Origin of the sequence: Klebsiella sp. SWET4 (genome assembly GCF_024296565.1) — a bacterium.
Taxonomy (GTDB): Bacteria; Pseudomonadota; Gammaproteobacteria; order Enterobacterales; family Enterobacteriaceae; genus Klebsiella; species Klebsiella variicola.
In genome coordinates, this window is sequence record NZ_JANCOB010000007.1 from 270,025 (window position 1) to 291,325 (window position 21,301).

The window sequence follows — 21,301 nt, forward strand, 5'->3', positions numbered from 1 at the left end:
AAAATGAATCAGGGAAAATAAAGGGAGGTATTCAGTACGCAGGACATCGGGAGTCCAGCGGGATCCCGAGCGTGAGTAACGCTTGCGCCGCCACGTCGGCGGCATGGTCGGCTACCTGCGGCAGGCCCATCAGTTCGCCAAAACGCCCGCGGGCGGCCGGACCGGCCACCAGCACCGGCGGCGCCTCAACGTGCGGCTCAGCCACTGCCCGGGAACGGCTGTCCACCTCCAGGCCCATGCCGAGGGCATCGGCGCGAATCAGGCCGCGGCGGGCGAGGTCCTGTAAAAATGGCTGGCTGTCGGTCAGGGCGCGGTGTGCGGGTCCGGTGGTCAGGATCAGATGATTGACGCTCAGGGTCTGCACACCGCCGCCGCGCCGCGCCAGCGTCAGACGCAGCGTTTCGCCTTCACCGCTTATCGACAGTAGCCTGGCCGCCTGCACCTGCAGACTGCCCGTGCGCTGGCGCGCCTCCAGCACCTCGGCGACCTGCGGCGCCACGCGGTAGCGGTGGACATCCCAGTAATGGCGCAGATGGCGCAGAAAACGCTGGCGATCGGCGACGCTGAGCGCCTGCCAGATCCGCTGCCCCTGCTGACGAACCGCATCCAGCACCACCTGCCAGCTCAGGCCCTGCTGCGCCGCATACGCGACGTCGAGGCGGATCTGACGCAGGCGCTGACGCAGGTTGCCCTGCTGATAGTCGCCGGGCCAGGTTGTCCCCGCGCCGCTAAGGTTGCCGCGCGACAGCAGGCCATGGCGCGAAAAGGCGACGATACTGCCGCGGTGGCCCAGCCGGTCCAGCGTCGCGACCGTATCGGCCATGGTTAATCCGGTGCCCATCACCGCCACCCGGGCGTGCGGGGCGATGGCATCGAGCGCGCCGGGCTGCCACGGGTTGGCAATCAGCGCCGGATGATGACGCCAGGCTTCGGCCTGCGGCGGCAGCGAAGGCGGTGGATGACTGATCGCCAGCACCAGCAGATCGGCCTTAAGCTGCAGGCCGCCGTCGGTGGTCACCGTCCCCTGATGAAAAGCGAGCGCCCGATCGCGCAGGTGGCGAAGCCGTCCGCCGCTGGACGCCACGGCGTCGGCAAAACGCTGCGCCACATAGCGACCAAACTGGCCGCGCTGAGGGTAGACGGAACCGTCCGGGCGCAGCGCCTGCACATCGACGGCAAAGGCAGGCTGATGGCGGTACCAATGATCGAAGGCGCCCTCTTCGTCGCCGGCCAGCTGCATGCGAGCGGCCGGGACGTTAATCCGGTGCGTCGGCTCCGCAGTGGAGTAGGCCACCCCTGCCCCGGGGGACTGGCGCGGCTCCAGCAGTGTCACGCGCACCCCGTTCGGCGCCAGGCGCAGCAGCTCAATCGCCACCGCCGCGCCGCTAAAGCCGCCGCCGATAATCACGATATGCGGTTCTGCACTCATCGCAGCCCTCCTCCGGTATGCTGTCTCATGGTCGCGCTCCGGGCCATCAGCTGGCGCTGACCTGGCGCACCGGGCGCTTATCGCCGCCGATGGTTTCGCCAAACGGACCGGTGTTCACGCTACGCGCCTTCGACGAGGCCGCGTTTTCCAGCGGCAACAGAGGCATCACCAGCTCAGCAAAGCGGTGCGCTTCTTCCAGATGTGGGTAGCCGGAGAAGATAAAGTTGCTGATGCCGAGCGCCTGATATTCGCGGATGCGTTCCGCTACCTGCTGCGGATTACCCACCAGCGCGGTACCCGCGCCGCCGCGCACCAGTCCGACGCCGGCCCACAGATTGGGCGCAATGCGCAGATTATCGCGCGACCCCTGATGCAGGGCGCTCATCCGCGCCTGGCCGGCCGAGTCCATGCGGGCGAAGATCTTTTGCGCCTGGGCAATGGTATCGTCGTCAAGATGGGCGATCAGCCGGTCGGCGGCGGCCCATGCCTCTTCTTCCGTTTCGCGCACAATGACGTGCAGACGAATGCCGTACTGCAGGGTGCGTCCGCGGGCCGCGGCGCGCTCGCGCACCACCGCCAGCTTCTCCGCCACCAGTTCCGGGGGTTCGCCCCACGTCAGATAGCTGTCGATCTGCTCGGCCGCCACATCAATGGCCGCATCAGAAGAGCCGCCGAAATAGAGCGGCGGGCCATTCTCCTGTACCGGCGGGAACAGCACTTCAGCGCCTTCCACGTGAATATGCTCGCCGTGATAGTCCACTTTTTCCCCGCGCAGCAGGCGGGTGTAAACATCAAGAAATTCGCGGGTCACCTGATAGCGCTCGCTGTGGCTGAGGAAGATACCGTCGCCTTTGTTTTCCACCGGGTCGCCGCCGGTAACGACGTTGATCAGCAGCCGACCTTCCGATAAACGGTCGAGGGTGGCCGCCATCCGCGCCGCCAGGGTTGGCGGCTGCAGGCCCGGCCTGACCGCCACCAAATAGCGCAGACGGCGGGTCAACGGCGCCAGCGCCGAGGCCACCAGCCACGAATCTTCACAGCTTTTACCGGTGGGGATCAGCACGCCGTAGTAGCCCAGACTGTCGGCCGCCAACGCCACCTGCTGCAGATAAGGTAAATCGACCGGGCGTCCACCCTCGGTGGTACCCAGATAACGGCCATCGCCATGGGTAGGTAAGAACCAGAAGACATTGATCTTGTCGGGAGCTTGCTGCGTCATTATCTATTTCCTATATAACCATATCCGATATTTATCGAAGAGATGTTTTAATTTGGTTATATGAGTGTTAGCGATAATCATGCCAATGGTGAATAAAAAATTAATCTTTTAAAATCAATGCACTGAAAACGGCTTCGCCGCGCCGCGCTGTTGCAAATCGCGCAGCCGCCGCGCATCCGCTGGCGCATTTGCAACAGCCGCGGGCCTTCCCCCTCTGGTTTCTGCGGCCGCCGCAGGATAAGTTCAGAGCGTCAACGATCGGAGGCCCGCTATGCTGAACCCAGAATCCCCTTCCACCGCTCCCGCGCTGATCGACCCGGCGTCGAAGGCCTTCCAGAGCCTGCTGGACAAGCTCGCGCCAACGGAGGCGACCGTGCTGATCGTGGGCGAAACCGGCACCGGCAAGGAGGTGGTGGCCCGCTATCTCCATCATCACAGCGCCCGTCGCCAGCAACCGTTTCTGGCCGTTAACTGCGGCGCGCTGACCGAGAGCCTCGCCGAAGCCGAACTGTTCGGCCATGAGAAAGGCGCCTTCACCGGCGCGCAGCAGGGACAGCCCGGCTGGTTTGAAGCCGCGGAAGGGGGGACGCTGCTGTTGGACGAGATCGGCGAATTAAGCCTGCCGCTGCAGGTCAAGCTGCTGCGAGTGCTGCAGGAGCGTGAAATTACCCGCGTCGGCTCACGCAAAGCGATTAAAGTGAATGTCCGGGTGATTGCCGCCACCCACGTCGACCTGGCCCAGGCGATCCGCGAGCGCCGCTTTCGCGAGGATCTCTACTATCGACTGAATATCGCGGTGGTGCCGCTGCCGCCGCTGCGCCAGCGTCGGCAGGATATCCCGCTGCTGGCGCACCACTTTTTATCACTCTATGCCCGGCGCCTCGGGCGGCCAACCCTGCGTCTGGCGCCGGAATCACTGGCCCGGCTGATGGACTATTCGTGGCCGGGCAATATTCGCGAGCTGGAAAACACCCTGCACAACGCGGTGCTCCTCAGTAAAGAAGAGGAGATCAGTCCTGCCCAGCTGCGCCTGGCGACGCTCAACGACGCCCCGGCGCCGGCGAGCGATCATGAACTGGACGACTTTATTCGCCACCAGCTGGCGCTTCCCGGCGAGCCGCTGTGGCAGCGAGTCACCAGCGCCCTGATTCGCCACGCCATGGCGCATTGCGACGATAACCAGAGCCAGGCGGCCGCACTGTTGGGGATCAGCCGGCATACCTTGCGCACCCAGCTCGCTAACCTCGGGCTGATCAAAAGCCGCCGCCGCCCGCCTGCGCCGCCGCGGGCATTCGCCAACGCAGCCGGGGCCGATCGCGAACTGCGCATTGGCTACCAGCGCTTCGGCAGCCTCGGGATCCTGAAAGCCCGCCAGAGTCTGGAAACCGCCTTCGCCAGCCTCGGCGTCAACGTGCTGTGGAGTGAGTTTCCTGCCGGACCTCAGCTCCTCCACGCCCTCGCCTGCAACGAGATCGACTTCGGCACCACCGGAGAAGCGCCGCCGGTGTTTGCCCAGGCCAGCAATAGCGAACTGATGTACGTGGCGTGGGAGCCGCCGGCGCCGCGCAGCGTGGCGATGGTCGTCCCGCAGGAGAGCGACATTCGCCAGCTCAGCGATCTGCGCGGTAAACGCATCGCCCTCAATAAAGGGTCGAATGTCCACTGGCTGCTGCTGCAGATCCTCGAGGACGCCGGCCTGGGGCTGAACGATGTGCGGGTGGTCTATACCCCGCCGAAATATCCGCTGACCGCCAGCGACTATCTGGCGGTTGACGCCTGGATGATGTGGGATCCGCTGCTCAGCGACGCCGAACACACCGGCGAGCTGCGGGTGGTCGCCAGCGGCGAAGGCCGGGTCAACAACCATCAGTTTTATCTTTCGCGACGGGACTACCTCGCTCAGCATGGCGATATCATGCGCCGTCTGTTGACGGAGCTGACCCACACCGGGCAGTTTATCGACTCACATCGTGGCGAAGCGGCCCGCTTACTCTCGGCAGAGCTGGGGATTGACGCCCGGTCGCTGAGCATGGCCCTCGCCCGCCGCAGCCATCGCCCGCGGCCGATGGATCTGTCGGTGATCCGCGCCCAGCAGACCATCGCCGATCGCTTTTACGCCCTCGGGCTTATCGCCAAACCGGTCCCGGTGCGCGAAGCGGTGTGGTACGGCGAACCCGCGCCGGGCGTCATCAGCCCGCTGATGGCGGTCAGTTAGCGAAATTTGCGCGTTATCTTCCTGATTGTTCAGGCGCAGATAGCCTCGATCTGATGGCGATGTTACCCTAAAGACGCTGAGAATAAGGGGGTATCTGTGGCTGTTCATCTGTTAATCGTCGACGCGTTAAATCTGATCCGCCGCATCCATGCGGTGCAGGGTTCGCCCTGCGTTGATACCTGCCTGCATGCGCTGGAGCAGCTGATCGTCCACAGTCAGCCCACCCACGCGGTGGCGGTGTTCGATGATGAGGATCGCGCCCACGGCTGGCGCCACCAGCGCCTGCCAGAGTACAAAGCCGGCCGCGCGCCGATGCCGGAGACGCTGGTGGCCGAGATGCCAGCGCTGCGGGCGGCCTTCGAACAGCGGGGGATCCGCTGCTGGGCCTCGCCGGGCAGCGAAGCGGACGACCTCGCCGCCACCCTGGCGGTAAAGGTGGCCCAGGCGGGCCATCAAGCCACCATTGTCTCCACCGACAAAGGCTACTGTCAGTTGCTGTCGCCCACCATCCGCATCCGCGACTACTTTCAGAAGCGCTGGCTGGATGCGCCCTTTATCGCCAGCGAGTTCGGCGTCACCCCAGAGCAGCTAGCGGATTACTGGGGGCTGGCGGGGATCAGCAGCTCGAAGGTGCCGGGCGTGGCGGGCATTGGACCCAAAAGCGCCGCCCAGCTGTTGAACGAGTTTCAGGACCTGGAGGGGCTGTACGCCCGTCTGGCCGAGGTCCCGGAGAAGTGGCGCAAAAAACTGGCCGCGCATCAGGAGATGGCCTTCACCTGCCGGGAAGTGGCCCGCCTGCAGACCGACCTCCAGCTGGATGGCAATCTGCAGCAGCTGCGGCTGACGCGCTAACCATCGTTAAGAGGTGCGCCGGTGCAGGGTAACTGCCTCCGGCATTGCCTGCTTTACCCGGGCCAGGCAATCACCAGGCCGCCTGATATAACCCGACGATATCGGCCAGGCTCGCCTCACGCGGGTTACCGCCGGTACACACATCCTCCAGCGCCGCCTGCGCCAGCGCCGGAATATCCTCTTTCCTGACGCCCACCTCGCGCAGATGGCCGGGAATACCGACATCGCGGTTTAGCTGGCAGACCGCCTCCACTGCCGCCTGGCGCGCGGCAGTCAGGCTTAACGCTTCCACCCTGACGCCCATCGACCGGGCGATATCGCGATATTTTTCCCCCGTCGCCTCAGCATTAAAGCGCATCACGTGCGGCAAAAGGATGGCATTCGCCACGCCGTGCGGCGTGTTGTAAAAAGCGCCGAGCGGATGCGCCATGCCGTGCACCAGCCCGAGCCCGACGTTGGAAAATCCCATCCCCGCGACGTACTGGCCGAGCGCCATGGCTTCGCCCGCGCCGGCATCCCCGGCAACAGAGCCGCGCAGCGCCCCGGCAATGATCTCGATAGCCTTGAGGTGCAGCGCATCAGTCAAAGCCCAGGCGCCGCGAGTGAGATACCCTTCGATAGCGTGCGTCAGGGCGTCCACGCCGGTGGCCGCCTTCAGCGCCGGCGGCATGGCGTCCATCATATCGGCATCGATAAAGGCCACCTGCGGGATATCATGCGGATCGACGCAGACGAACTTGCGCCGCTGTTCTTCATCGGTGATGACATAGTTAATCGTCACCTCCGCCGCGGTACCCGCGGTGGTCGGCACCGCGAAGATCGGCACGCTGGGCTGACGGGTGGGCGAGAGCCCCTCGAGGCTACGGACATCGGCGAATTCCGGGTTACGCTGAATAATACCGATCGCCTTACAGGTATCCTGCGGCGAACCGCCGCCGATGGCGATCAGGTAATCCGCCCCGCTGCGCTGAAAGGCCTGCAGCCCCTGCTGGACCACGGCAATGGTCGGGTTAGGGATCACGTCGCTGAACATATCCCATGCCAGCCCGGCGGCATCCAGTTTATCAGTGACTTTCGCCGCCACGCCGCACCGGGCGAGGGTGCTGTCGGTGACGATCAATGCTTTGCGATAGCCGCGCCGCGCCACTTCATCGGTTAATGCGTTTATCGCCCCCCGGCCAAACCACGCCGTTTCGTTGAGGATCATTCGGTTTGCCATCGCGTCTCTCCTGTTAGCGTTGCGGCATCACTCTTCAATACGTAATCCGTAGGTTTTGAACTTCTCCAGCACGATGGCGATCGCCTCGTCATTCAGCACCGGTACCGGGTCGATAATCGCCAGCGTGCTGAGATAGAGCTGGGCCAGGACTTCCACTTCATGTGCCAGCCAGAGCGCTTTCTCCAGGCTGGCCTCGCAGGCGATCAGGCCATGATGCTGCAGCAGCGTGGCTTTGCGGTGCTTCAGCGCTACCGCGACATGCTCAGACAGCTCGCGGGTGCCGAAGGTGGCATAGGGCGCGCAGGGGATCGAATTCCCGCCGGCCGCGGCGATCATATAGTGGATGGCCGGGATGGGCCGGTTGAGGATCGACACCGCCGTACAATGGACAGCGTGATTGTGGACCACCGCCTGGGCATCGGGCCGCGTCTGGTAGGCCGCCTGATGAAAACGCCATTCGCTGGAGGGCAGTTTTCCCTGCTCATGCTGGCCATCGGCATCAATAAAGACGATCTTGTCTTCCGTCAGCTTTTCATACGGGATACCGGTGGGGGTGATCAACATTCCTCCCTGATAGCGCACGCTGACATTGCCGGCGGTCCCCTGATTTAACCCCAGGCGGGTCATTTCCAGGCAGGTATCGATAATCTGCCGGGCCAGTCTGTTTCTTTCCATTGCGTTCCTCTTGTGGTGACTCATCATCCGTCAACGGCAGGGCAACAGGAATATCGTCGGCTACCGTGGGATAGGGTGAATAATGGTCTTCATCATCAACCTGAATAATCAAAGGGGAATTTTCATGACTATATTTTGTGAACCGCGTCAATAATTCCGCCATGAATAAAGCAACCATGCCCATTAAGAGAGTGTTTAAAATGCCCGTTCTTAATAATATTTCATCAAGCGGGCATTTTATTTCTTTGTAACATTTGCCCGTTTTCCACGATATACATTCATTCGGTCATTAGCGTTGTGGTTTTGTGAATTTATTTTCTCAAACGGTCAGCGTTTTTGAAAAATTAAAGTGACAATTATCACATAAAATGGCCCGCAGATCGTTAAGTGTGACCATCATCATATTAACAGGCGGTTTTTATTTGAAAATGAAGTCATGAGTTCCGCCGTGACTTTCATTTCACTCACCGGCGCGTCACCTGAGCTCACTTAATTTTGCGGTCTGCTGCAGCACCAGACTGCGCCCTGAATGCTGTTGTAAATGCTTCTGAACTGATGAGGACGCTATGGGAAACACAACGATACCAACGCAAAGTTACCGCGCCATGGAGAGCGGGCAGAGTAAGAGCTACATTATTCCTTTTGCTCTGCTGTGCTCCCTCTTTTTTCTGTGGGCGGTGGCTAATAATCTGAATGATATTTTATTACCGCAATTTCAACAGGCCTTTACTCTGACTAATTTCCAGGCCGGATTAATTCAGTCGGCCTTTTATTTTGGCTATTTTATTATTCCCATCCCCGCCGGGATGCTGATGAAAAAATTTAGCTATAAAACAGGCATTCTTACGGGTCTGTTTTTATATGCCTGCGGCGCCGCGCTGTTCTGGCCTGCCGCCGAAGTGATGAACTACACTTTATTCCTGATTGGATTATTTATTATCGCCGCCGGGCTTGGCTGCCTGGAAACGGCGGCCAACCCGTTTGTGACCGTTCTCGGTCCGGAAAGCGGCGGTCACTTCCGCCTTAATCTGGCCCAGACCTTTAACTCATTTGGCGCCATTATTGCCGTGGTATTTGGCCAGAGTCTTATTTTGTCTAACGTCCCGCATCAGCCGCAGGAGGTGCTGGATAAAATGACGCCAGAACAGCTCAGCGCCTGGAAGCACAGCCTGGTCCTGTCGGTACAAACCCCCTATATGATTATCGTGGCCATCGTCCTGCTGGTTGCCCTGCTGATCGTCTGTACCCGCTTCCCCTCCCTGCAGAGCGATGACCACAGCGACAGCGCGCAGAGCACCTTCCTCGCCTCGCTGACGCGCCTGATGCGCATCCGTCACTGGCGCTGGGCGGTGCTGGCCCAGTTCTGCTACGTCGGCGCGCAAACTGCCTGCTGGAGCTACCTGATTCGCTACGCTATCGAAGAGATCCCGGGCATGACGGCCGGTTTCGCCGCCAACTACCTGACCGCCACCATGGTCTGCTTCTTTATTGGCCGTTTCACCGGCACCTGGCTTATCCGCCGCTTTGCGCCGCATAACGTGCTCGCTATCTATGCGTTTATCGCCATGCTGCTCTGTTTGCTCTCCGCCTTCAGCGGCGGCCACGTCGGCCTGCTGGCCCTGACCCTGTGCAGCGCCTTTATGTCCATTCAGTACCCGACCATCTTCTCGCTGGGGATTAAGCATCTGGGCCAGGACACCAAATATGGCTCGTCCTTTATCGTCATGACCATTATCGGCGGCGGGATCGTCACCCCGGTGATGGGCTTTGTCAGCGACGCCGCCGGCAATATCCCGACCGCCGAACTGGTCCCGGCGCTGTGCTTCGCCATCATCTTTATTTTTGCCCGTTTCCGTTCACAAGCGGCGACGAACTAAACCTGTTATCCGCATAACCTGAGGGATCTGTAATGAAAAAAATCAGCTTACCGAAGATCGGTATCCGCCCGGTAATCGATGGTCGTCGCATGGGGGTCCGCGAGTCGCTGGAAGCGAAAACCATGAACATGGCGAAAGCCACCGCCGCGCTTATCAGCGAGAAACTGCGCCACGCCTGCGGCGCCCGGGTGGAGTGCGTGATTGCCGATACCTGCATCGCCGGCATGGCCGAGTCGGCCGCCTGTGAAGAGAAATTCAGCAGCCAGAACGTCGGCGTCACCATCACCGTCACCCCCTGCTGGTGCTACGGCAGCGAAACCATCGACATGGATCCGCTGCGCCCGAAGGCCATCTGGGGCTTTAACGGCACCGAACGTCCGGGGGCGGTCTATCTGGCCGCCGCGCTGGCGGCCCATAGCCAGAAAGGGATCCCGGCGTTCTCCATCTACGGACATGACGTGCAGGATGCCGATGACACCTCGATCCCGGCGGATGTCGAAGAAAAACTGTTGCGCTTCGCGCGCGCCGGCCTGGCCGTCGCCAGTATGAAAGGGAAAAGCTATCTGTCGCTGGGCGGCGTCTCAATGGGCATCGCCGGCTCCATCGTCGACCACAATTTCTTTGAATCCTGGCTCGGCATGAAGGTCCAGGCTGTCGACATGACGGAGCTGCGCCGGCGAATCGATCAGAAAATCTATGATGAAACCGAGCTGGAGATGGCGCTGGCGTGGGCGGATAAACACTTCCGCTACGGCGAAGATCAGAACGCCGAGCAGTATAAGCGCAATGAGGCGCAGAGCCGCGCGGTGCTGAAAGAGAGCCTGCTGATGGCGATGTGCATCCGCGACATGATGCAGGGCAACCCGAAACTGGCGGAAAAAGGGCTGGTGGAGGAGTCGCTGGGCTACAACGCCATCGCCGCCGGTTTCCAGGGTCAGCGCCACTGGACCGATCAATACCCCAATGGCGATACCGCTGAAGCGCTGCTCAACAGCTCTTTTGACTGGAACGGGGTGCGCGAGCCATTTGTCGTCGCTACCGAAAACGACAGCCTCAACGGCGTGGCCATGCTGATGGGTCATCAGCTCACCGGCACCGCCCAGGTGTTTGCCGACGTGCGCACCTACTGGTCGCCGGACGCCGTTGAGCGGGTCACCGGGCAGCCGCTCACCGGGCGGGCGGAGCACGGCATCATTCACCTGATTAACTCCGGCTCTGCGGCGCTGGACGGCTCCTGCCAGCAGCGCGACGCGCAGGGCAACCCGACGATGAAACCTCACTGGGAGATTGAGCAGAACGAGGCGGATGCCTGCCTCGCGGCGACCGAATGGTGCCCGGCGATCCACGAATACTTCCGCGGCGGCGGCTTCTCTTCCCGCTTCCTGACCGAAGGCGGCGTGCCGTTCACCATGAGCCGGGTGAACATCATCAAAGGCCTGGGGCCGGTGCTGCAAATTGCCGAAGGCTGGAGCGTGGCGCTGCCCAAAGCGATGCACGACCAGCTCGACGCCCGCACCAACTCCACCTGGCCCACCACCTGGTTTGCCCCACGCCTGACCGGCAAGGGCCCGTTCAGCGATGTGTACTCGGTGATGGCTAACTGGGGCGCCAACCACGGCGTGCTGACCATCGGCCACGTTGGCGCGGATTTCATTACCCTCGCCGCCATGCTGCGCATTCCGGTCTGCATGCACAACGTGGAAGCGGCGAAAATCTACCGCCCCTCCGCCTGGGCCGCGCATGGCATGGACATCGAAGGCCAGGACTACCGCGCCTGCCAGAACTACGGGCCGCTGTATAAGCGTTAACAGGTTGGTTTCGCCCGGTGGCGCAGGCTTACCGGGCCTACAGATGCGCGCGGTCTGTAGGCCGGATAAGCGCCGCGCCATCCGGCGAAGTTGTTTCGGGAGTCACTATGAAGCAAGACGTTATCCTGGTCCTCGACTGCGGCGCCACCAACGTGCGGGCGATGGCCGTTGACCGACAGGGAAACATTATCGCCCGCGCCGCAACGGCGAACGCCAGCGACATCGCGGCGGAGAACAGCGACTGGCACCAGTGGTCGCTGGAGGCCATTATGCAGCGCTTTGCCGACTGCTGTCGGCAGATCCATGACCAGCTGGCCTCCTGCACGGTACGCGGCATCACCGTCACGACCTTTGGCGTCGATGGCGCGCTGGTGGATGAGCAGGGTGCCCTGCTGTATCCGATCATCAGCTGGAAATGCCCGCGCACCGCGGCGGTGATGGAGAATATCAGCCAGTATATGCCAGCACACCAGCTGCAGCAGATTGCCGGCGTCGGCGCGTTTGCGTTCAACACCCTGTATAAGCTGATCTGGCTGAAAGAGTGCCACCCGCAGCTGCTGGCGCAGGCCCATGCCTGGCTGTTTATTTCGTCGCTGATCAACCATCGGCTGACCGGGGAGTTCACCACCGACCTCACCATGGCGGGCACCAGCCAGATGCTCGATCTCCGGCAGCGCGATTTCAGCGCGCCAATCCTGCAGGCGACCGGCCTGCCGCGCCGCCTGTTCCCGCGGCTGGTTGAAGCAGGCCAGCCGATCGGCGCCCTGCTGCCGGAGGCCGCTGCGCTGCTGGGCCTTCCCGTCGGGATCCCGGTTATCTCGGCCGGGCATGACACCCAGTTCGCTCTGTTTGGCGCCGGCGCCGGGCAGGATGAGCCGGTGCTCTCCTCCGGGACCTGGGAGATCCTGATGGTGCGCAGCGCCCAGGTCGACACTTCGCTGCTCTGCGACTACAGCGGCTCCACCTGCGAGCTGGACAGCCAGCCGGGCCGCTATAACCCGGGAATGCAGTGGCTGGCCTCCGGCGTGCTCGAATGGGTGCGCAAGCTGTTGTGGAGCGCTGACACGCCGTGGCAGACGCTGATTGCCGAAGCGCAGGCGATCCCGCCCGGCGCCCAGGGCGTCAGGATGCAGTGCGACCTGCTCGCCAGCCAGCACGCCGGCTGGCAGGGCGTCACGCTCAACACCACCCGCGGCCATTTTTACCGCGCCGCGCTGGAGGGGTTAAGCGACCAGCTGGCGCAGCATCTGCAAACCCTGGAAAACATCGGCCGCTTCAGGGCGAAAGAGCTGCTGCTGGTGGGCGGCGGCAGCCGCAACGCGCTGTGGAACCAGATCAAGGCCGACCGGCTTGGAATACCGATCAAAGTTCTCGATGATGCCGAAACCACGGTGGCCGGCGCGGCGATGTTTGGCTGGTATGGCGTGGGCGAGTTCTCTTCGCCGGAACAGGCCAGAGCGCAGGTCGCGTACCGCTACCGCTATTTTTGGCCGCAAACTGAACCTGAATTAACAGAGGAAGCCTGAGATGCTCAAAACCATTTCCCCGCTGATATCGCCGGAGCTGCTGAAAGTGCTGGCCGAAATGGGCCATGGGGATGAAATCATTTTTTCCGATGCCCATTTCCCGGCGCACAGCATGGGGCCACAGGTGATCCGCGCCGATGGCCTGCGGGTCAGCGATCTGCTGCAGGCGATTATCCCGCTGTTCGAGTTAGACAGCTACGCGCCGCCGCTGGTGATGATGGCCGCCGTCGAAGGCGATGCGCTGGACCCGACGGTGGAACAGCGCTATCGGCAGGCGCTATCGGCGCAGGCCCCCTGCCCGGATATCGTGCGGATTGACCGCTTTGCCTTCTACGACCGGGCGCAAAAAGCCTTTGCGATCGTTATCACAGGAGAGCGTGCTAAGTACGGAAATATCCTTTTAAAAAAAGGAGTCACGCCGTAATCTCATGCCGGAGCGTCTGCCTGATGCAGACGCTCAATCAATGATGGGATGAGAATAAATGAAAGCAGCCCGCCAGCAGGCGATCGTCGATCTCCTGATCACCCACAGCAGCCTGACCACCGAAACCTTGTCAAAACAGCTCAACGTCAGCAGGGAAACCATTCGCCGCGATCTGAGCGAGCTGCAGGCGCAGGGCAAAGTGCTGCGCAACCACGGCCGGGCCAAAGTGATCCATCAGCGCAGCCAGGACAGCGGCGACCCTTTTCACATGCGGCTGAAAAGCCATTACGCGCATAAAGCCGATATCGCCCGCGAAGCGCTGGCCTGGATTGACGAAGGGATGGTGATCGCCCTCGATGCCAGCTCCACTTGCTGGTATCTCGCCCGCCAGCTGCCGGACCGCCCGCTGCACGTCTTTACCAACAGCCAGCCCATCTGCCAGGAGCTGGCCAAACGCGACCAAATCACGCTCACCTGCTCCGGCGGCACTCTGCAGCGGAAATATGGCTGCTACGTGAACCCGGCGCTGATTTCCCAGCTGAAATCGCTGGAGATCGATCTGTTTATTTTTTCCTGCGAAGGCATCGACCCGCAGGGCGCGCTATGGGACTCCAATGCGTTCAATGCCGACTTTAAATCGATCCTGCTTAAGCGCGCGGCGCAGTCGCTACTGCTGATCGACAAAAGCAAGTTCAACCGTTCCGGCGAGGCGAGAATTGGTCATCTGGATGACGTGACGCATATTGTGTCGGATGCGCCGCAGCCTTAAGGGGAAGGCCGGAGGACGCGCACGCGTCTCCGGCCTGAGGGGGAAGGATTAACGCTCGTCGCGACGTCCGCCGACGGCGGCCCACAGGCGACGCACGTGAACGGTCACCTCTTCACGATCGTGATACAGCTGACGCGCCTGGATCTGGGCGTTGATGCCGTGCTCGTCCAGCTGGGCCTGAATATAGGCCAGATTCTGCGACACCTCTTCATAGCGCTTTTTCATCGGCAGCTTGAGGTTGAAGATGGTCTCCCGGCACCAGCCGTTGACCAGCCACTGCGCCATCAGCGCCGCCACCTTCGCCGGTTTCTCCACCATATCGCAGACCATCCACGAGATGTTGTTGCGGTTCGGACGATAGCGGAAGCCATCTTCGCGCAGCCAGGTCACCTGGCCGGTATCCATCAGGCTCTGGGCCATCGGGCCGTTATCGACCGAAGAGACCCACATGTTGCGCTTCACCAGCTGATAGGTCCAGCCGCCCGGGCAGGCGCCGAGATCGACGGCATACATGCCGTTCGCCAGGCGCTCGTCCGACTCGTCCGCCGGAATAAAGACGTGGAACGCCTCTTCCAGCTTGAGGGTGGAACGGCTCGGGGCATCGGACGGAAACTTCAGCCGCGGAATGCCCATATAGAACGGTGAGTTGTTGTTGCTGTACGAGTAGCCGGTATAGCAGCAGCCGGGTGCGATAAAGAACACATGCACCACCGGTCGCTTTGGCGTTTCATAGTTGGTCAGCACGCCCGCCTCGCGCAGCGCCGCGCGTAACGGCACCGTGAACTTGCGGCAGAACTTCATCAGCTCTTTGCTTTCGTTGGTATCCGCCACTTCCACACGCAGCTCGCCACCCTTCTCCACCACGCCCTGCAGCATGCCGACGATCGGGGTAATGCGATCCTCCGGCGGCAGGTCGCGCAGCAGTTCGCCGACCACGAACATCTGACGGGCGAAAATCAGCGAGCTGAACGGCAGATCGCGTACCAGCTTCTCACCGTCGTCTTGCTGATAACCTTCAAAAATCACATAACCAGAGTCTTCTTTGACCCGGGCAAAACCAAACACCTCAAGGCGGGCGGCCTTATCGGTAATTTCTGCTGCGCACTCTTTCTCAAACCCAGGGCGACAATAGAGGACAACCTTATTCATGAACAACGCCCTTACGTTTCAGACGAATTGCACCAATTAACATTAAAACCCAACCGGCGAGGAAGCTTACGCCGCCCACCGGGGTCACGAACGCCCACAGACGTAAATGAGACAGCGCCAGACAATAGAGGCTGCCGCTGAACAGCACGGTCCCTAACGCCAGAAACACGCTGCTCCAGTAGAACCAGATGCTGATCCGGCGCTGCATCGCCACCGCCAGACCAAAAATCGCCAGGGTATGGAAGGCCTGGTACTCCAGGCCGGTATGGATCCAGGCCATCTCCGCCGCGCCGAGCGATTGACTTAATACATGCGCGCCAAAGGCACCCAGAGCCACAAAGATAAAGCCGCTAATCGCGGCGAATATCAGCATAAAACGGCTGGTCATGTTTTTACCCTACAAGTATTTATTGTTCATAACGAAAGCGGAATTTTTCTTGCTCACTTGCCGCTTTCGCCAGGATCCATTGCCGGAAAGCGGCTATTTTACCCAGTTCTGCCTGACTGTCATGGCAAACAAGGTAAAACGCATTCTTACTGACCAGAACATCATTAAACGGACACACCAGGCGACCGGCTTCAATTTCGGACTGCGCCATCACGTTGTTGGCCAGCGCCACACCCTGCCCGTGAATTGCCGCCTGCAGCACCATCGCGCTATGGCTGAAAATCGGCCCCTGTTGCACATTAATATGGCTTAGACCAAGCTGGCGGGTATAAGTTTGCCAGTCGCGGCGGGACGCATCGTGAAGCAGCGTATGTTGCGCCAGATCGGCAGGCGTTTTCAATGCTTTGTCGCCGGTGAGCAAGAGCGGGGAACAGACCGGCAGCAGATACTCGGCGTACAATTTTTCCACACGCAGGCCCGGCCAGTTGCCGCGGCCGTAAAAAATCGCCACATCGACATCGTCCGCCAGCTTATCCTCCTGGCGGTCTACCGCCTGGATCCTGACGTCGATTCCCGGATAAGCTGAGTTAAAGCTTGTCAGTCTCGGCACCAGCCACTGGATGGCAAAACTTGGCAATAAACTGACCGTTAATGCCCCTTTGGCGCTGCGCGCCTGAAGTTTACGCGTCGCTTCCGTCAGTTGCGAAAAAATCTCTTTAATATCCTGAAAATAGCTCTGCCCTTCTTCCGTTAACAGCAGCGAACGATTGCGCCGCCGGAACAGCTTAAGGCCCAGAAAATCCTCGAGAGACTTGATTTGATGGCTGACTGCGGCCTGCGTCACAAAAAGCTCATCGGCTGCCCGAGTGAAGCTGAGATGACGTGCGGCTGCATCAAAAACACGTAATGCATTCAGAGGTGGTAATCGCTTCGACATGGTTATTCTGGCTTAGATGTTAACTCAATTTAACAAATAGGAAACAATGATTAACCTATTAGTTTTTTTTATCTGAGCCATTATAAATTGTCCGTTGAGGTTCTACCAGCAAATACCTATAGTGGCGGCACTTCCTGAGCCGGAACGAGAAGCTTTTTTTGGAATGCGTGTTCCATCAAGCTTTTGGCTTACGGTTGTGATGTTGTGTTGTTGTGTTTGCAATTGGTCTGTCTTTGCAGACCCTGGTAGCAAAGCTACCCCTTTTCACTTCCTGTACATTTACCCTGTCTGTCCATAGTGATTTAATGTAGCACCGCAACGCGCGGTGCTTTTTTTTGCCTTTTTACTGCCTTACTCGTCCAGCTCACCCAGCTGTTTCACGTCAGAGCGATTGATCTGCTGTTTGTTGCCCCACGCGTCCTTATACGAGATCATGCCAGTATCATTATCGGTTTGCGGTTTCCCGTCGGTAACGATGGTTCGCCCATCATTGGTATGCATCACATAGTTAGAGGAACAGGCGCTCAGGCCTAAAGTCAGCATACAGGCAGAGATAATCGCAGCGGCCTTAGTCATTTTCATTTTTCTCTCCTTACGGCTATTTATACTATTCGTGACTCGTTAAGTAATAGGTTAAAACACAAACCCAACACTTTTCAGCATAACCCTCTTTGACCCACCTGAAGTCACATTCGGACAATTCCACAGGGCGCAGAGGCCTTGTCACGCCCGGCAAATTGCGCGACGATCGCGGGATTGATACGAGGAATTCCATGAACGCATTCAACCCGGCGCACTTTCGCGCGCAGTTTCCGGCTCTGGCCGATGCCGGCGTCTATCTCGACAGCGCGGCGACCGCGCTCAAACCGCAGGCGGTGATCGACGCCAGCGACCAGTTTTATCGCCTGAGCGCTGGCAACGTCCATCGCAGCCAGTTCGCCGCCGCCCAGCGGCTGACCGAGCGCTACGAGGCGGCCCGCGAGCGCGTGGCGGCGTGGCTTAACGCCCCGTCCGGCAAAGATATCGTCTGGACGCGGGGAACCACCGAGGCCATCAATATGGTGGCGCAGAGCTACGTCCGGCCGCGCCTGCAGCCTGGCGATGAAATTATCGTTAGCGAAGCCGAGCATCATGCCAACCTCGTGCCCTGGCTGATGGTAGCCGGGCAGACCGGCGCCAGAGTGGTCAAACTACCGCTTGGCGCTGACCGCCTGCCGGATATTGCCAGCCTCAGCGCGCTCATCACCCCGCGCAGCCGGGTGCTGGCCATCGGTCAGATGTCCAACGTCACCGGCGGCTGCCCGGACCTGGCGCAGGCTATCCGCCTTGCTCACGCCGCCGGGATGGTGGTGATGGTCGACGGCGCCCAGGGAGCGGTGCATTTCCCCGCTGACGTGCAGGCGCTGGATATCGATTTTTACGCCTTTTCCGGCCATAAGCTGTATGGCCCGACCGGGATCGGCGCCCTGTACGGCAAAAGCGAGCTGCTGGCGGCGATGTCGCCCTGGCTCGGCGGCGGGAAAATGATCGCCGAGGTCAGCTTTGACGGCTTTACGCCGCAGCCGGCCCCTTATGGTCTCGAGGCCGGCACGCCGAATGTCGCCGGGGTTATCGGCCTTAGCGCCGCCCTGGAGTGGCTGGCGCAGAGCGATATCGGCCAGGCGGAAAACTGGAGCCGCAGTCTGGCGAGCCTGGCGGAAGAGGCGCTGGCGAAACGGCCGGGCTTCCGCTCTTTCCGTTGCCAGCAGTCAAGCCTGCTGGCCTTTGAGTTCGACGGTGTTCATCACAGCGATCTGGTGACGCTGCTGGCGGAGTCCGGCATTGCCCTGCGCGCCGGGCAACACTGCGCCCAGCCGCTGCTGGCGGCCTTAGGGGTCAGCGGCACGCTGCGGGCCTCTTTCGCCCCCTACAATACCCAAGACGATGTTGCGGCGCTGGTCCACGCGGTGGATCGCGCCCTGGAAATTCTGGTGGATTAATGACAACTCTGCACCCCTTCGGCACAACCATTACCGACGCCACGCTGCGCCAGACCTTCGCCCCGCTGAACCAGTGGGAGGATAAATATCGTCAGCTGATTTTATTGGGCAAAAAGCTGCCGACGCTGACCGATGAGCGCAAAGCGCAGGCCCGGGAGATTGCCGGGTGTGAAAACCGCGTCTGGCTGGGCTATGAGGAGGATGCCGAGGGCAGGCTGCACTTCTTTGGCGACAGCGAAGGACGGATTGTGCGCGGTCTGCTGGCGGTACTTTTGACCGCCGTGGAAGGAAAAACCCGCGCCGGGATCCTGGCGCAGGATCCGCTGGCGCTGTTCGACGAGTTGGGGCTACGCGGCCAGCTCAGCGCCTCGCGCAGCCAGGGCCTCAGCGCCCTCAGCGAGGCGGTGCTCGCCGCCGCCCGCGAGGTTGAGGTTTAAGCTCATCCCGGGGGCGGCGCTTGACGCGCCTTGCCCGGGCTACGGGCTCATGCAGTTTTGTCGCCCGGACAGGTGCGCAGCGCCGCCTCCGGGGAATTGTCCTGTAGACCGGGTAAGGCGCCTGCGCCGCGGCCCGGGATTTACGTCGTCTGCCGCTCCGCCTTCGCCAGCATCTTCTTCAGAGCATGCGATACCGCGACGAAGCCAAAGGTCGCGGTCACCATGGTGGCCGCGCCAAAGCCGGAAGCGCAGTCCATCCGTTTCGGCCCTTCCGCCGTGCTCTTCATCGCGCAGACGCTGCCGTCCGCTTGCGGGTAGACCAGCGCTTCCGTAGAGAAGACGCAGTCCACGCCGAGCTTGCCTTTGCTGTTTTTCACCACCCCAAACTGGCTTTTCAGCCGCTCGCGCAGTTTAGCCGCCAGCGGATCCTGGATGGTCTTCGCCAGGTCAGCGACCTGGATCTGCGTTGGGTCAATCTGACCGCCCGCCCCGCCGGTGGTGACCAGCGGCACTTTGTAGCGGCGACACCAGGCGATAAGCGCCGCTTTCGGCCGGACGCTATCGATCGCGTCGATAACATAGCTAAAGCCGACGCCAAGATATTCCGCCACGTTTTCCGGGGTCACGAAATCATCCACCACCGTCACCCGACACTCCGGGTTGATGAGACGAATACGCTCTGCCATCACTTCCGCTTTCGCCAGCCCGACGTTGCCGCTCAGGGCGTGGATCTGACGATTGGTGTTGGTGACGCAGACATCGTCCATATCGATAAGGGTGATCGCCCCGATGCCGGTTCGCGCCAGCGCTTCCGCCGCCCAGGAGCCGACCCCGCCGATCCCGACCACGCAGACGTGGGCATCGGCAAAACATTGCAGCGCTTTTTCACCATATAAACGTGCCGTACCGCCAAAACGCTGGCGCCAGGCATCGCTGATAACAACAGACATAGAACCTCAGAACAAAATGACAGCGCCCGGAGGCCGCCGTAAACGGCATCATCCGGGCGCCCTGGTCAACAGGCATGGCCAGGGGAGTTAGCCGCTAAAAACATTCCCCGCGCCCGGGGCGTTTTTCAGCACCCATACGCGGCCATAGTGGTTATACCAGCCGGCACGGTGGCCTGCGTCAGGCCCAATGCCCTGATAGATGTCGAAATGCTGGCCTTTGATGGCCCCGCCGACGTCGAGAGCGACCATCAGGCGCAGTTCGTACTGGCCGTTAAACTTGCCGTTATTATCCAGCAGAGGCACCTCGGCCAGCAAGGTGGTTCCCGGCGGAATAATCGACCGGTCAGAGGCCACCGAGGCGCGGCCGATCAGCGGCACAGCGCTGGCCCCTTTCACCGGCGCGAAAGACTGCGGTTTAAAGAACACGAACGACGGGTTCTGCTCCAGCAGCTCGCGCACTTCCGCTTCGCTGTGCTTTTCACCCCACTCGCGGATCGCCTGCATCGACATATCTTCTTTCTTCACTTCCCCGCGGTCGATCAGCACTTTGCCGATGCTGCGATAGGGCCAGCCGTTTTTCCCGGCATAGCTAAAGAAGTTGAGCGGCGAACCATCGCCAAAGTCGATATAGCCGCTGCCCTGCACGTCCATGATGAAGTTATCCATCAGCGAATTGCTGTACGCCAGCACATAGTTATCGCTCAGCGCGCCGGCATAGATGCTGGCGCGGGACGGCAGGTTACCGCGTTTCGGCGGCATCCGGTAAATGGGGTACTGGAATTCGCCCTGACGGGTGTGGCGCGCCTGCACCACCGGCGTGTAGTAGCCGGTAAACTGAACGTTGCCATAGTTGTCGACGCCCTGCATCTGCCAGGCGTCGATGCCAAACTGGCGCAGCGTACGGGTGTCGCCGCCGGCGCGCAGCCACTCCTGCAGGGCGTTATAGACGTTGCTCTGGCTATTATAGAGGCGTGGCGAGGCGTTACGAATTTGATTAACCTGCTCGGAGAAGTCGCCGGCGTTGATCGGCGCCCCGACGGCATCCGGCTGGTTTACCAGTGAAAACGGCTGGGTGAACTTGCCATCGCTATATTGCTGACCGCGGTCGGTCGGTTTTGAGGAACAGGCGGCGAGCATAGCCAGCATTGCCCCCGTCGCTACATATTTTGCCCAACGTCCTTTCATGGTGTCTCATCTTTTGCTGCGAAGCCTTAGTGCGTGTTGAAGATAACAAAGCGCCGGGGCTATTGAAATGCGCGATCTCATCGATGGCACAGATTTGTGTAAAAAAACACCACAACGTGGCGTTTTATAAGCCAATTCTTACAAAAATGTCGATTTGGTCGAAAAAAGGTTGCATCATCTCGCTAGCGGAGTATAGTGCGCTTCCACGGACGCGGGGTGGAGCAGCCTGGTAGCTCGTCGGGCTCATAACCCGAAGGTCGTCG

General features: G+C 60.7%; 20 protein-coding genes. 9 read left to right on the plus strand and 11 right to left on the minus strand.

Annotated elements, in window-relative coordinates; genetic code table 11:
* Nucleotides 1-31 precede the first annotated feature (31 nt).
* From NKJ21_RS17695 to NKJ21_RS17705, 3 genes are all read right to left on the minus strand, one after another.
* Nucleotides 32-1,429: an FAD/NAD(P)-binding protein gene (locus NKJ21_RS17695; protein ID WP_012967320.1), complete on the minus strand. Its 1,398-nt coding sequence runs from the start codon at nt 1,427-1,429 to the stop codon at nt 32-34.
* 46 nt (nt 1,430-1,475) lie between these two features.
* The gene (gene ssuD, locus NKJ21_RS17700; protein WP_022065017.1) at nt 1,476-2,648 is read right to left on the minus strand and encodes an FMNH2-dependent alkanesulfonate monooxygenase; all 1,173 of its coding nucleotides are present in this window, start codon (nt 2,646-2,648) and stop codon (nt 1,476-1,478) included.
* A 77-nt stretch (nt 2,649-2,725) separates the two neighbouring features.
* On the minus strand, nt 2,726-2,842 hold the full coding sequence (locus NKJ21_RS17705) for a hypothetical protein (protein ID WP_004219275.1): 117 nt from the start codon (nt 2,840-2,842) through the stop codon (nt 2,726-2,728).
* Between the two features lie 77 nt (nt 2,843-2,919).
* Here NKJ21_RS17705 and NKJ21_RS17710 point away from each other — a divergent pair, with 77 nt between their 5' ends.
* Both NKJ21_RS17710 and xni read left to right on the plus strand, forming a co-directional pair.
* The gene (locus NKJ21_RS17710; RefSeq protein WP_008806268.1) at nt 2,920-4,863 is read left to right on the plus strand and encodes a sigma-54-dependent Fis family transcriptional regulator; all 1,944 of its coding nucleotides are present in this window, start codon (nt 2,920-2,922) and stop codon (nt 4,861-4,863) included.
* Between the two features lie 96 nt (nt 4,864-4,959).
* Nucleotides 4,960-5,715, plus strand: a complete 756-nt coding sequence (gene xni / locus NKJ21_RS17715) for a flap endonuclease Xni (RefSeq protein ID WP_004142871.1) — start codon at nt 4,960-4,962, stop codon at nt 5,713-5,715.
* A gap of 70 nt (nt 5,716-5,785) precedes the next feature.
* Here the strand turns inward: xni and fucO are convergent, their stop codons facing one another.
* Both fucO and fucA read right to left on the minus strand, forming a co-directional pair.
* Complete coding sequence (gene fucO / locus NKJ21_RS17720; protein WP_008806269.1) at nt 5,786-6,934, minus strand: lactaldehyde reductase; 1,149 nt, start codon at nt 6,932-6,934, stop codon at nt 5,786-5,788.
* Nucleotides 6,935-6,961: 27 nt separating this feature from the next.
* Complete coding sequence (fucA, locus tag NKJ21_RS17725) at nt 6,962-7,609, minus strand: L-fuculose-phosphate aldolase (protein ID WP_012540715.1); 648 nt, start codon at nt 7,607-7,609, stop codon at nt 6,962-6,964.
* Between the two features lie 566 nt (nt 7,610-8,175).
* On the opposite strand from fucA, the gene fucP reads away from it, so the two are divergent.
* From fucP to fucR, 5 genes are all read left to right on the plus strand, one after another.
* On the plus strand, nt 8,176-9,486 hold the full coding sequence (gene fucP, locus NKJ21_RS17730; RefSeq protein WP_049155492.1) for an L-fucose:H+ symporter permease: 1,311 nt from the start codon (nt 8,176-8,178) through the stop codon (nt 9,484-9,486).
* Nucleotides 9,487-9,518: 32 nt separating this feature from the next.
* Nucleotides 9,519-11,294: an L-fucose isomerase gene (fucI, locus tag NKJ21_RS17735; protein ID WP_254733066.1), complete on the plus strand. Its 1,776-nt coding sequence runs from the start codon at nt 9,519-9,521 to the stop codon at nt 11,292-11,294.
* Between the two features lie 107 nt (nt 11,295-11,401).
* Entirely contained in the window at nt 11,402-12,820 is a 1,419-nt protein-coding gene (gene fucK, locus NKJ21_RS17740; RefSeq protein WP_016161733.1) for an L-fuculokinase, read from the plus strand.
* Nucleotide 12,821: 1 nt separating this feature from the next.
* Entirely contained in the window at nt 12,822-13,244 is a 423-nt protein-coding gene (gene fucU / locus NKJ21_RS17745; protein ID WP_008806274.1) for an L-fucose mutarotase, read from the plus strand.
* Between the two features lie 58 nt (nt 13,245-13,302).
* On the plus strand, nt 13,303-14,013 hold the full coding sequence (gene fucR / locus NKJ21_RS17750; protein WP_004142883.1) for an L-fucose operon activator: 711 nt from the start codon (nt 13,303-13,305) through the stop codon (nt 14,011-14,013).
* 48 nt (nt 14,014-14,061) lie between these two features.
* On the opposite strand, the gene rlmM is transcribed toward fucR, so the two are convergent.
* From rlmM to NKJ21_RS17770, 4 genes are all read right to left on the minus strand, one after another.
* Complete coding sequence (rlmM, locus tag NKJ21_RS17755; protein ID WP_254733069.1) at nt 14,062-15,162, minus strand: 23S rRNA (cytidine(2498)-2'-O)-methyltransferase RlmM; 1,101 nt, start codon at nt 15,160-15,162, stop codon at nt 14,062-14,064.
* Nucleotides 15,155-15,550, minus strand: coding sequence for a DUF423 domain-containing protein (locus NKJ21_RS17760; RefSeq protein WP_002915543.1), 396 nt, complete (start codon nt 15,548-15,550; stop codon nt 15,155-15,157). The genes rlmM and NKJ21_RS17760 overlap by 8 nt, the downstream gene beginning before the upstream one ends.
* 19 nt (nt 15,551-15,569) lie before the next feature.
* On the minus strand, nt 15,570-16,487 hold the full coding sequence (gene gcvA, locus NKJ21_RS17765) for a glycine cleavage system transcriptional regulator GcvA (protein ID WP_002915545.1): 918 nt from the start codon (nt 16,485-16,487) through the stop codon (nt 15,570-15,572).
* Nucleotides 16,488-16,838: 351 nt separating this feature from the next.
* Complete coding sequence (locus tag NKJ21_RS17770) at nt 16,839-17,063, minus strand: YgdI/YgdR family lipoprotein (RefSeq protein ID WP_002915549.1); 225 nt, start codon at nt 17,061-17,063, stop codon at nt 16,839-16,841.
* Nucleotides 17,064-17,260: 197 nt separating this feature from the next.
* Between NKJ21_RS17770 and csdA the strand changes: the two genes are divergently transcribed.
* Together csdA and csdE are read left to right on the plus strand one after the other, a co-directional pair.
* Complete coding sequence (csdA, locus tag NKJ21_RS17775) at nt 17,261-18,466, plus strand: cysteine desulfurase CsdA (protein WP_008806276.1); 1,206 nt, start codon at nt 17,261-17,263, stop codon at nt 18,464-18,466.
* Entirely contained in the window at nt 18,466-18,903 is a 438-nt protein-coding gene (csdE, locus tag NKJ21_RS17780) for a cysteine desulfurase sulfur acceptor subunit CsdE (protein WP_012967316.1), read from the plus strand. Before csdA ends, csdE begins: the two co-directional genes overlap by 1 nt.
* A 140-nt stretch (nt 18,904-19,043) precedes the next feature.
* Here csdE and tcdA read toward each other — a convergent pair whose 3' ends face one another.
* Entirely contained in the window at nt 19,044-19,853 is an 810-nt protein-coding gene (tcdA, locus tag NKJ21_RS17785; RefSeq protein WP_008806278.1) for a tRNA cyclic N6-threonylcarbamoyladenosine(37) synthase TcdA, read from the minus strand.
* Nucleotides 19,854-19,940: 87 nt separating this feature from the next.
* Nucleotides 19,941-21,038 carry a murein transglycosylase A gene (gene mltA / locus NKJ21_RS17790; protein ID WP_218793461.1) on the minus strand — a complete coding sequence of 366 codons (1,098 nt, stop codon included), beginning with the start codon at nt 21,036-21,038 and terminating at the stop codon, nt 19,941-19,943.
* Nucleotides 21,039-21,301 lie beyond the last annotated feature (263 nt).

What these genes read in the sequence shown, in the direction of transcription:
- gcvA (WP_002915545.1), bottom strand. Translation starts at nt 16,487, where the DNA reads ATGTCGAAGCGATTACCACCTCTGAATGCATTACGTGTTTTTGATGCA.
- fucI (WP_254733066.1), top strand. Translation starts at nt 9,519, where the DNA reads ATGAAAAAAATCAGCTTACCGAAGATCGGTATCCGCCCGGTAATCGAT.
- NKJ21_RS17760 (WP_002915543.1), bottom strand. Translation starts at nt 15,550, where the DNA reads ATGACCAGCCGTTTTATGCTGATATTCGCCGCGATTAGCGGCTTTATC.
- fucU (WP_008806274.1), top strand. Translation starts at nt 12,822, where the DNA reads ATGCTCAAAACCATTTCCCCGCTGATATCGCCGGAGCTGCTGAAAGTG.
- rlmM (WP_254733069.1), bottom strand. Translation starts at nt 15,162, where the DNA reads ATGAATAAGGTTGTCCTCTATTGTCGCCCTGGGTTTGAGAAAGAGTGC.
- fucO (WP_008806269.1), bottom strand. Translation starts at nt 6,934, where the DNA reads ATGGCAAACCGAATGATCCTCAACGAAACGGCGTGGTTTGGCCGGGGG.
- fucK (WP_016161733.1), top strand. Translation starts at nt 11,402, where the DNA reads ATGAAGCAAGACGTTATCCTGGTCCTCGACTGCGGCGCCACCAACGTG.
- fucR (WP_004142883.1), top strand. Translation starts at nt 13,303, where the DNA reads ATGAAAGCAGCCCGCCAGCAGGCGATCGTCGATCTCCTGATCACCCAC.
- mltA (WP_218793461.1), bottom strand. Translation starts at nt 21,038, where the DNA reads ATGAAAGGACGTTGGGCAAAATATGTAGCGACGGGGGCAATGCTGGCT.
- tcdA (WP_008806278.1), bottom strand. Translation starts at nt 19,853, where the DNA reads ATGTCTGTTGTTATCAGCGATGCCTGGCGCCAGCGTTTTGGCGGTACG.
- fucA (WP_012540715.1), bottom strand. Translation starts at nt 7,609, where the DNA reads ATGGAAAGAAACAGACTGGCCCGGCAGATTATCGATACCTGCCTGGAA.
- fucP (WP_049155492.1), top strand. Translation starts at nt 8,176, where the DNA reads ATGGGAAACACAACGATACCAACGCAAAGTTACCGCGCCATGGAGAGC.
- ssuD (WP_022065017.1), bottom strand. Translation starts at nt 2,648, where the DNA reads ATGACGCAGCAAGCTCCCGACAAGATCAATGTCTTCTGGTTCTTACCT.
- NKJ21_RS17695 (WP_012967320.1), bottom strand. Translation starts at nt 1,429, where the DNA reads ATGAGTGCAGAACCGCATATCGTGATTATCGGCGGCGGCTTTAGCGGC.
- csdE (WP_012967316.1), top strand. Translation starts at nt 18,466, where the DNA reads ATGACAACTCTGCACCCCTTCGGCACAACCATTACCGACGCCACGCTG.
- NKJ21_RS17770 (WP_002915549.1), bottom strand. Translation starts at nt 17,063, where the DNA reads ATGACTAAGGCCGCTGCGATTATCTCTGCCTGTATGCTGACTTTAGGC.
- NKJ21_RS17710 (WP_008806268.1), top strand. Translation starts at nt 2,920, where the DNA reads ATGCTGAACCCAGAATCCCCTTCCACCGCTCCCGCGCTGATCGACCCG.
- csdA (WP_008806276.1), top strand. Translation starts at nt 17,261, where the DNA reads ATGAACGCATTCAACCCGGCGCACTTTCGCGCGCAGTTTCCGGCTCTG.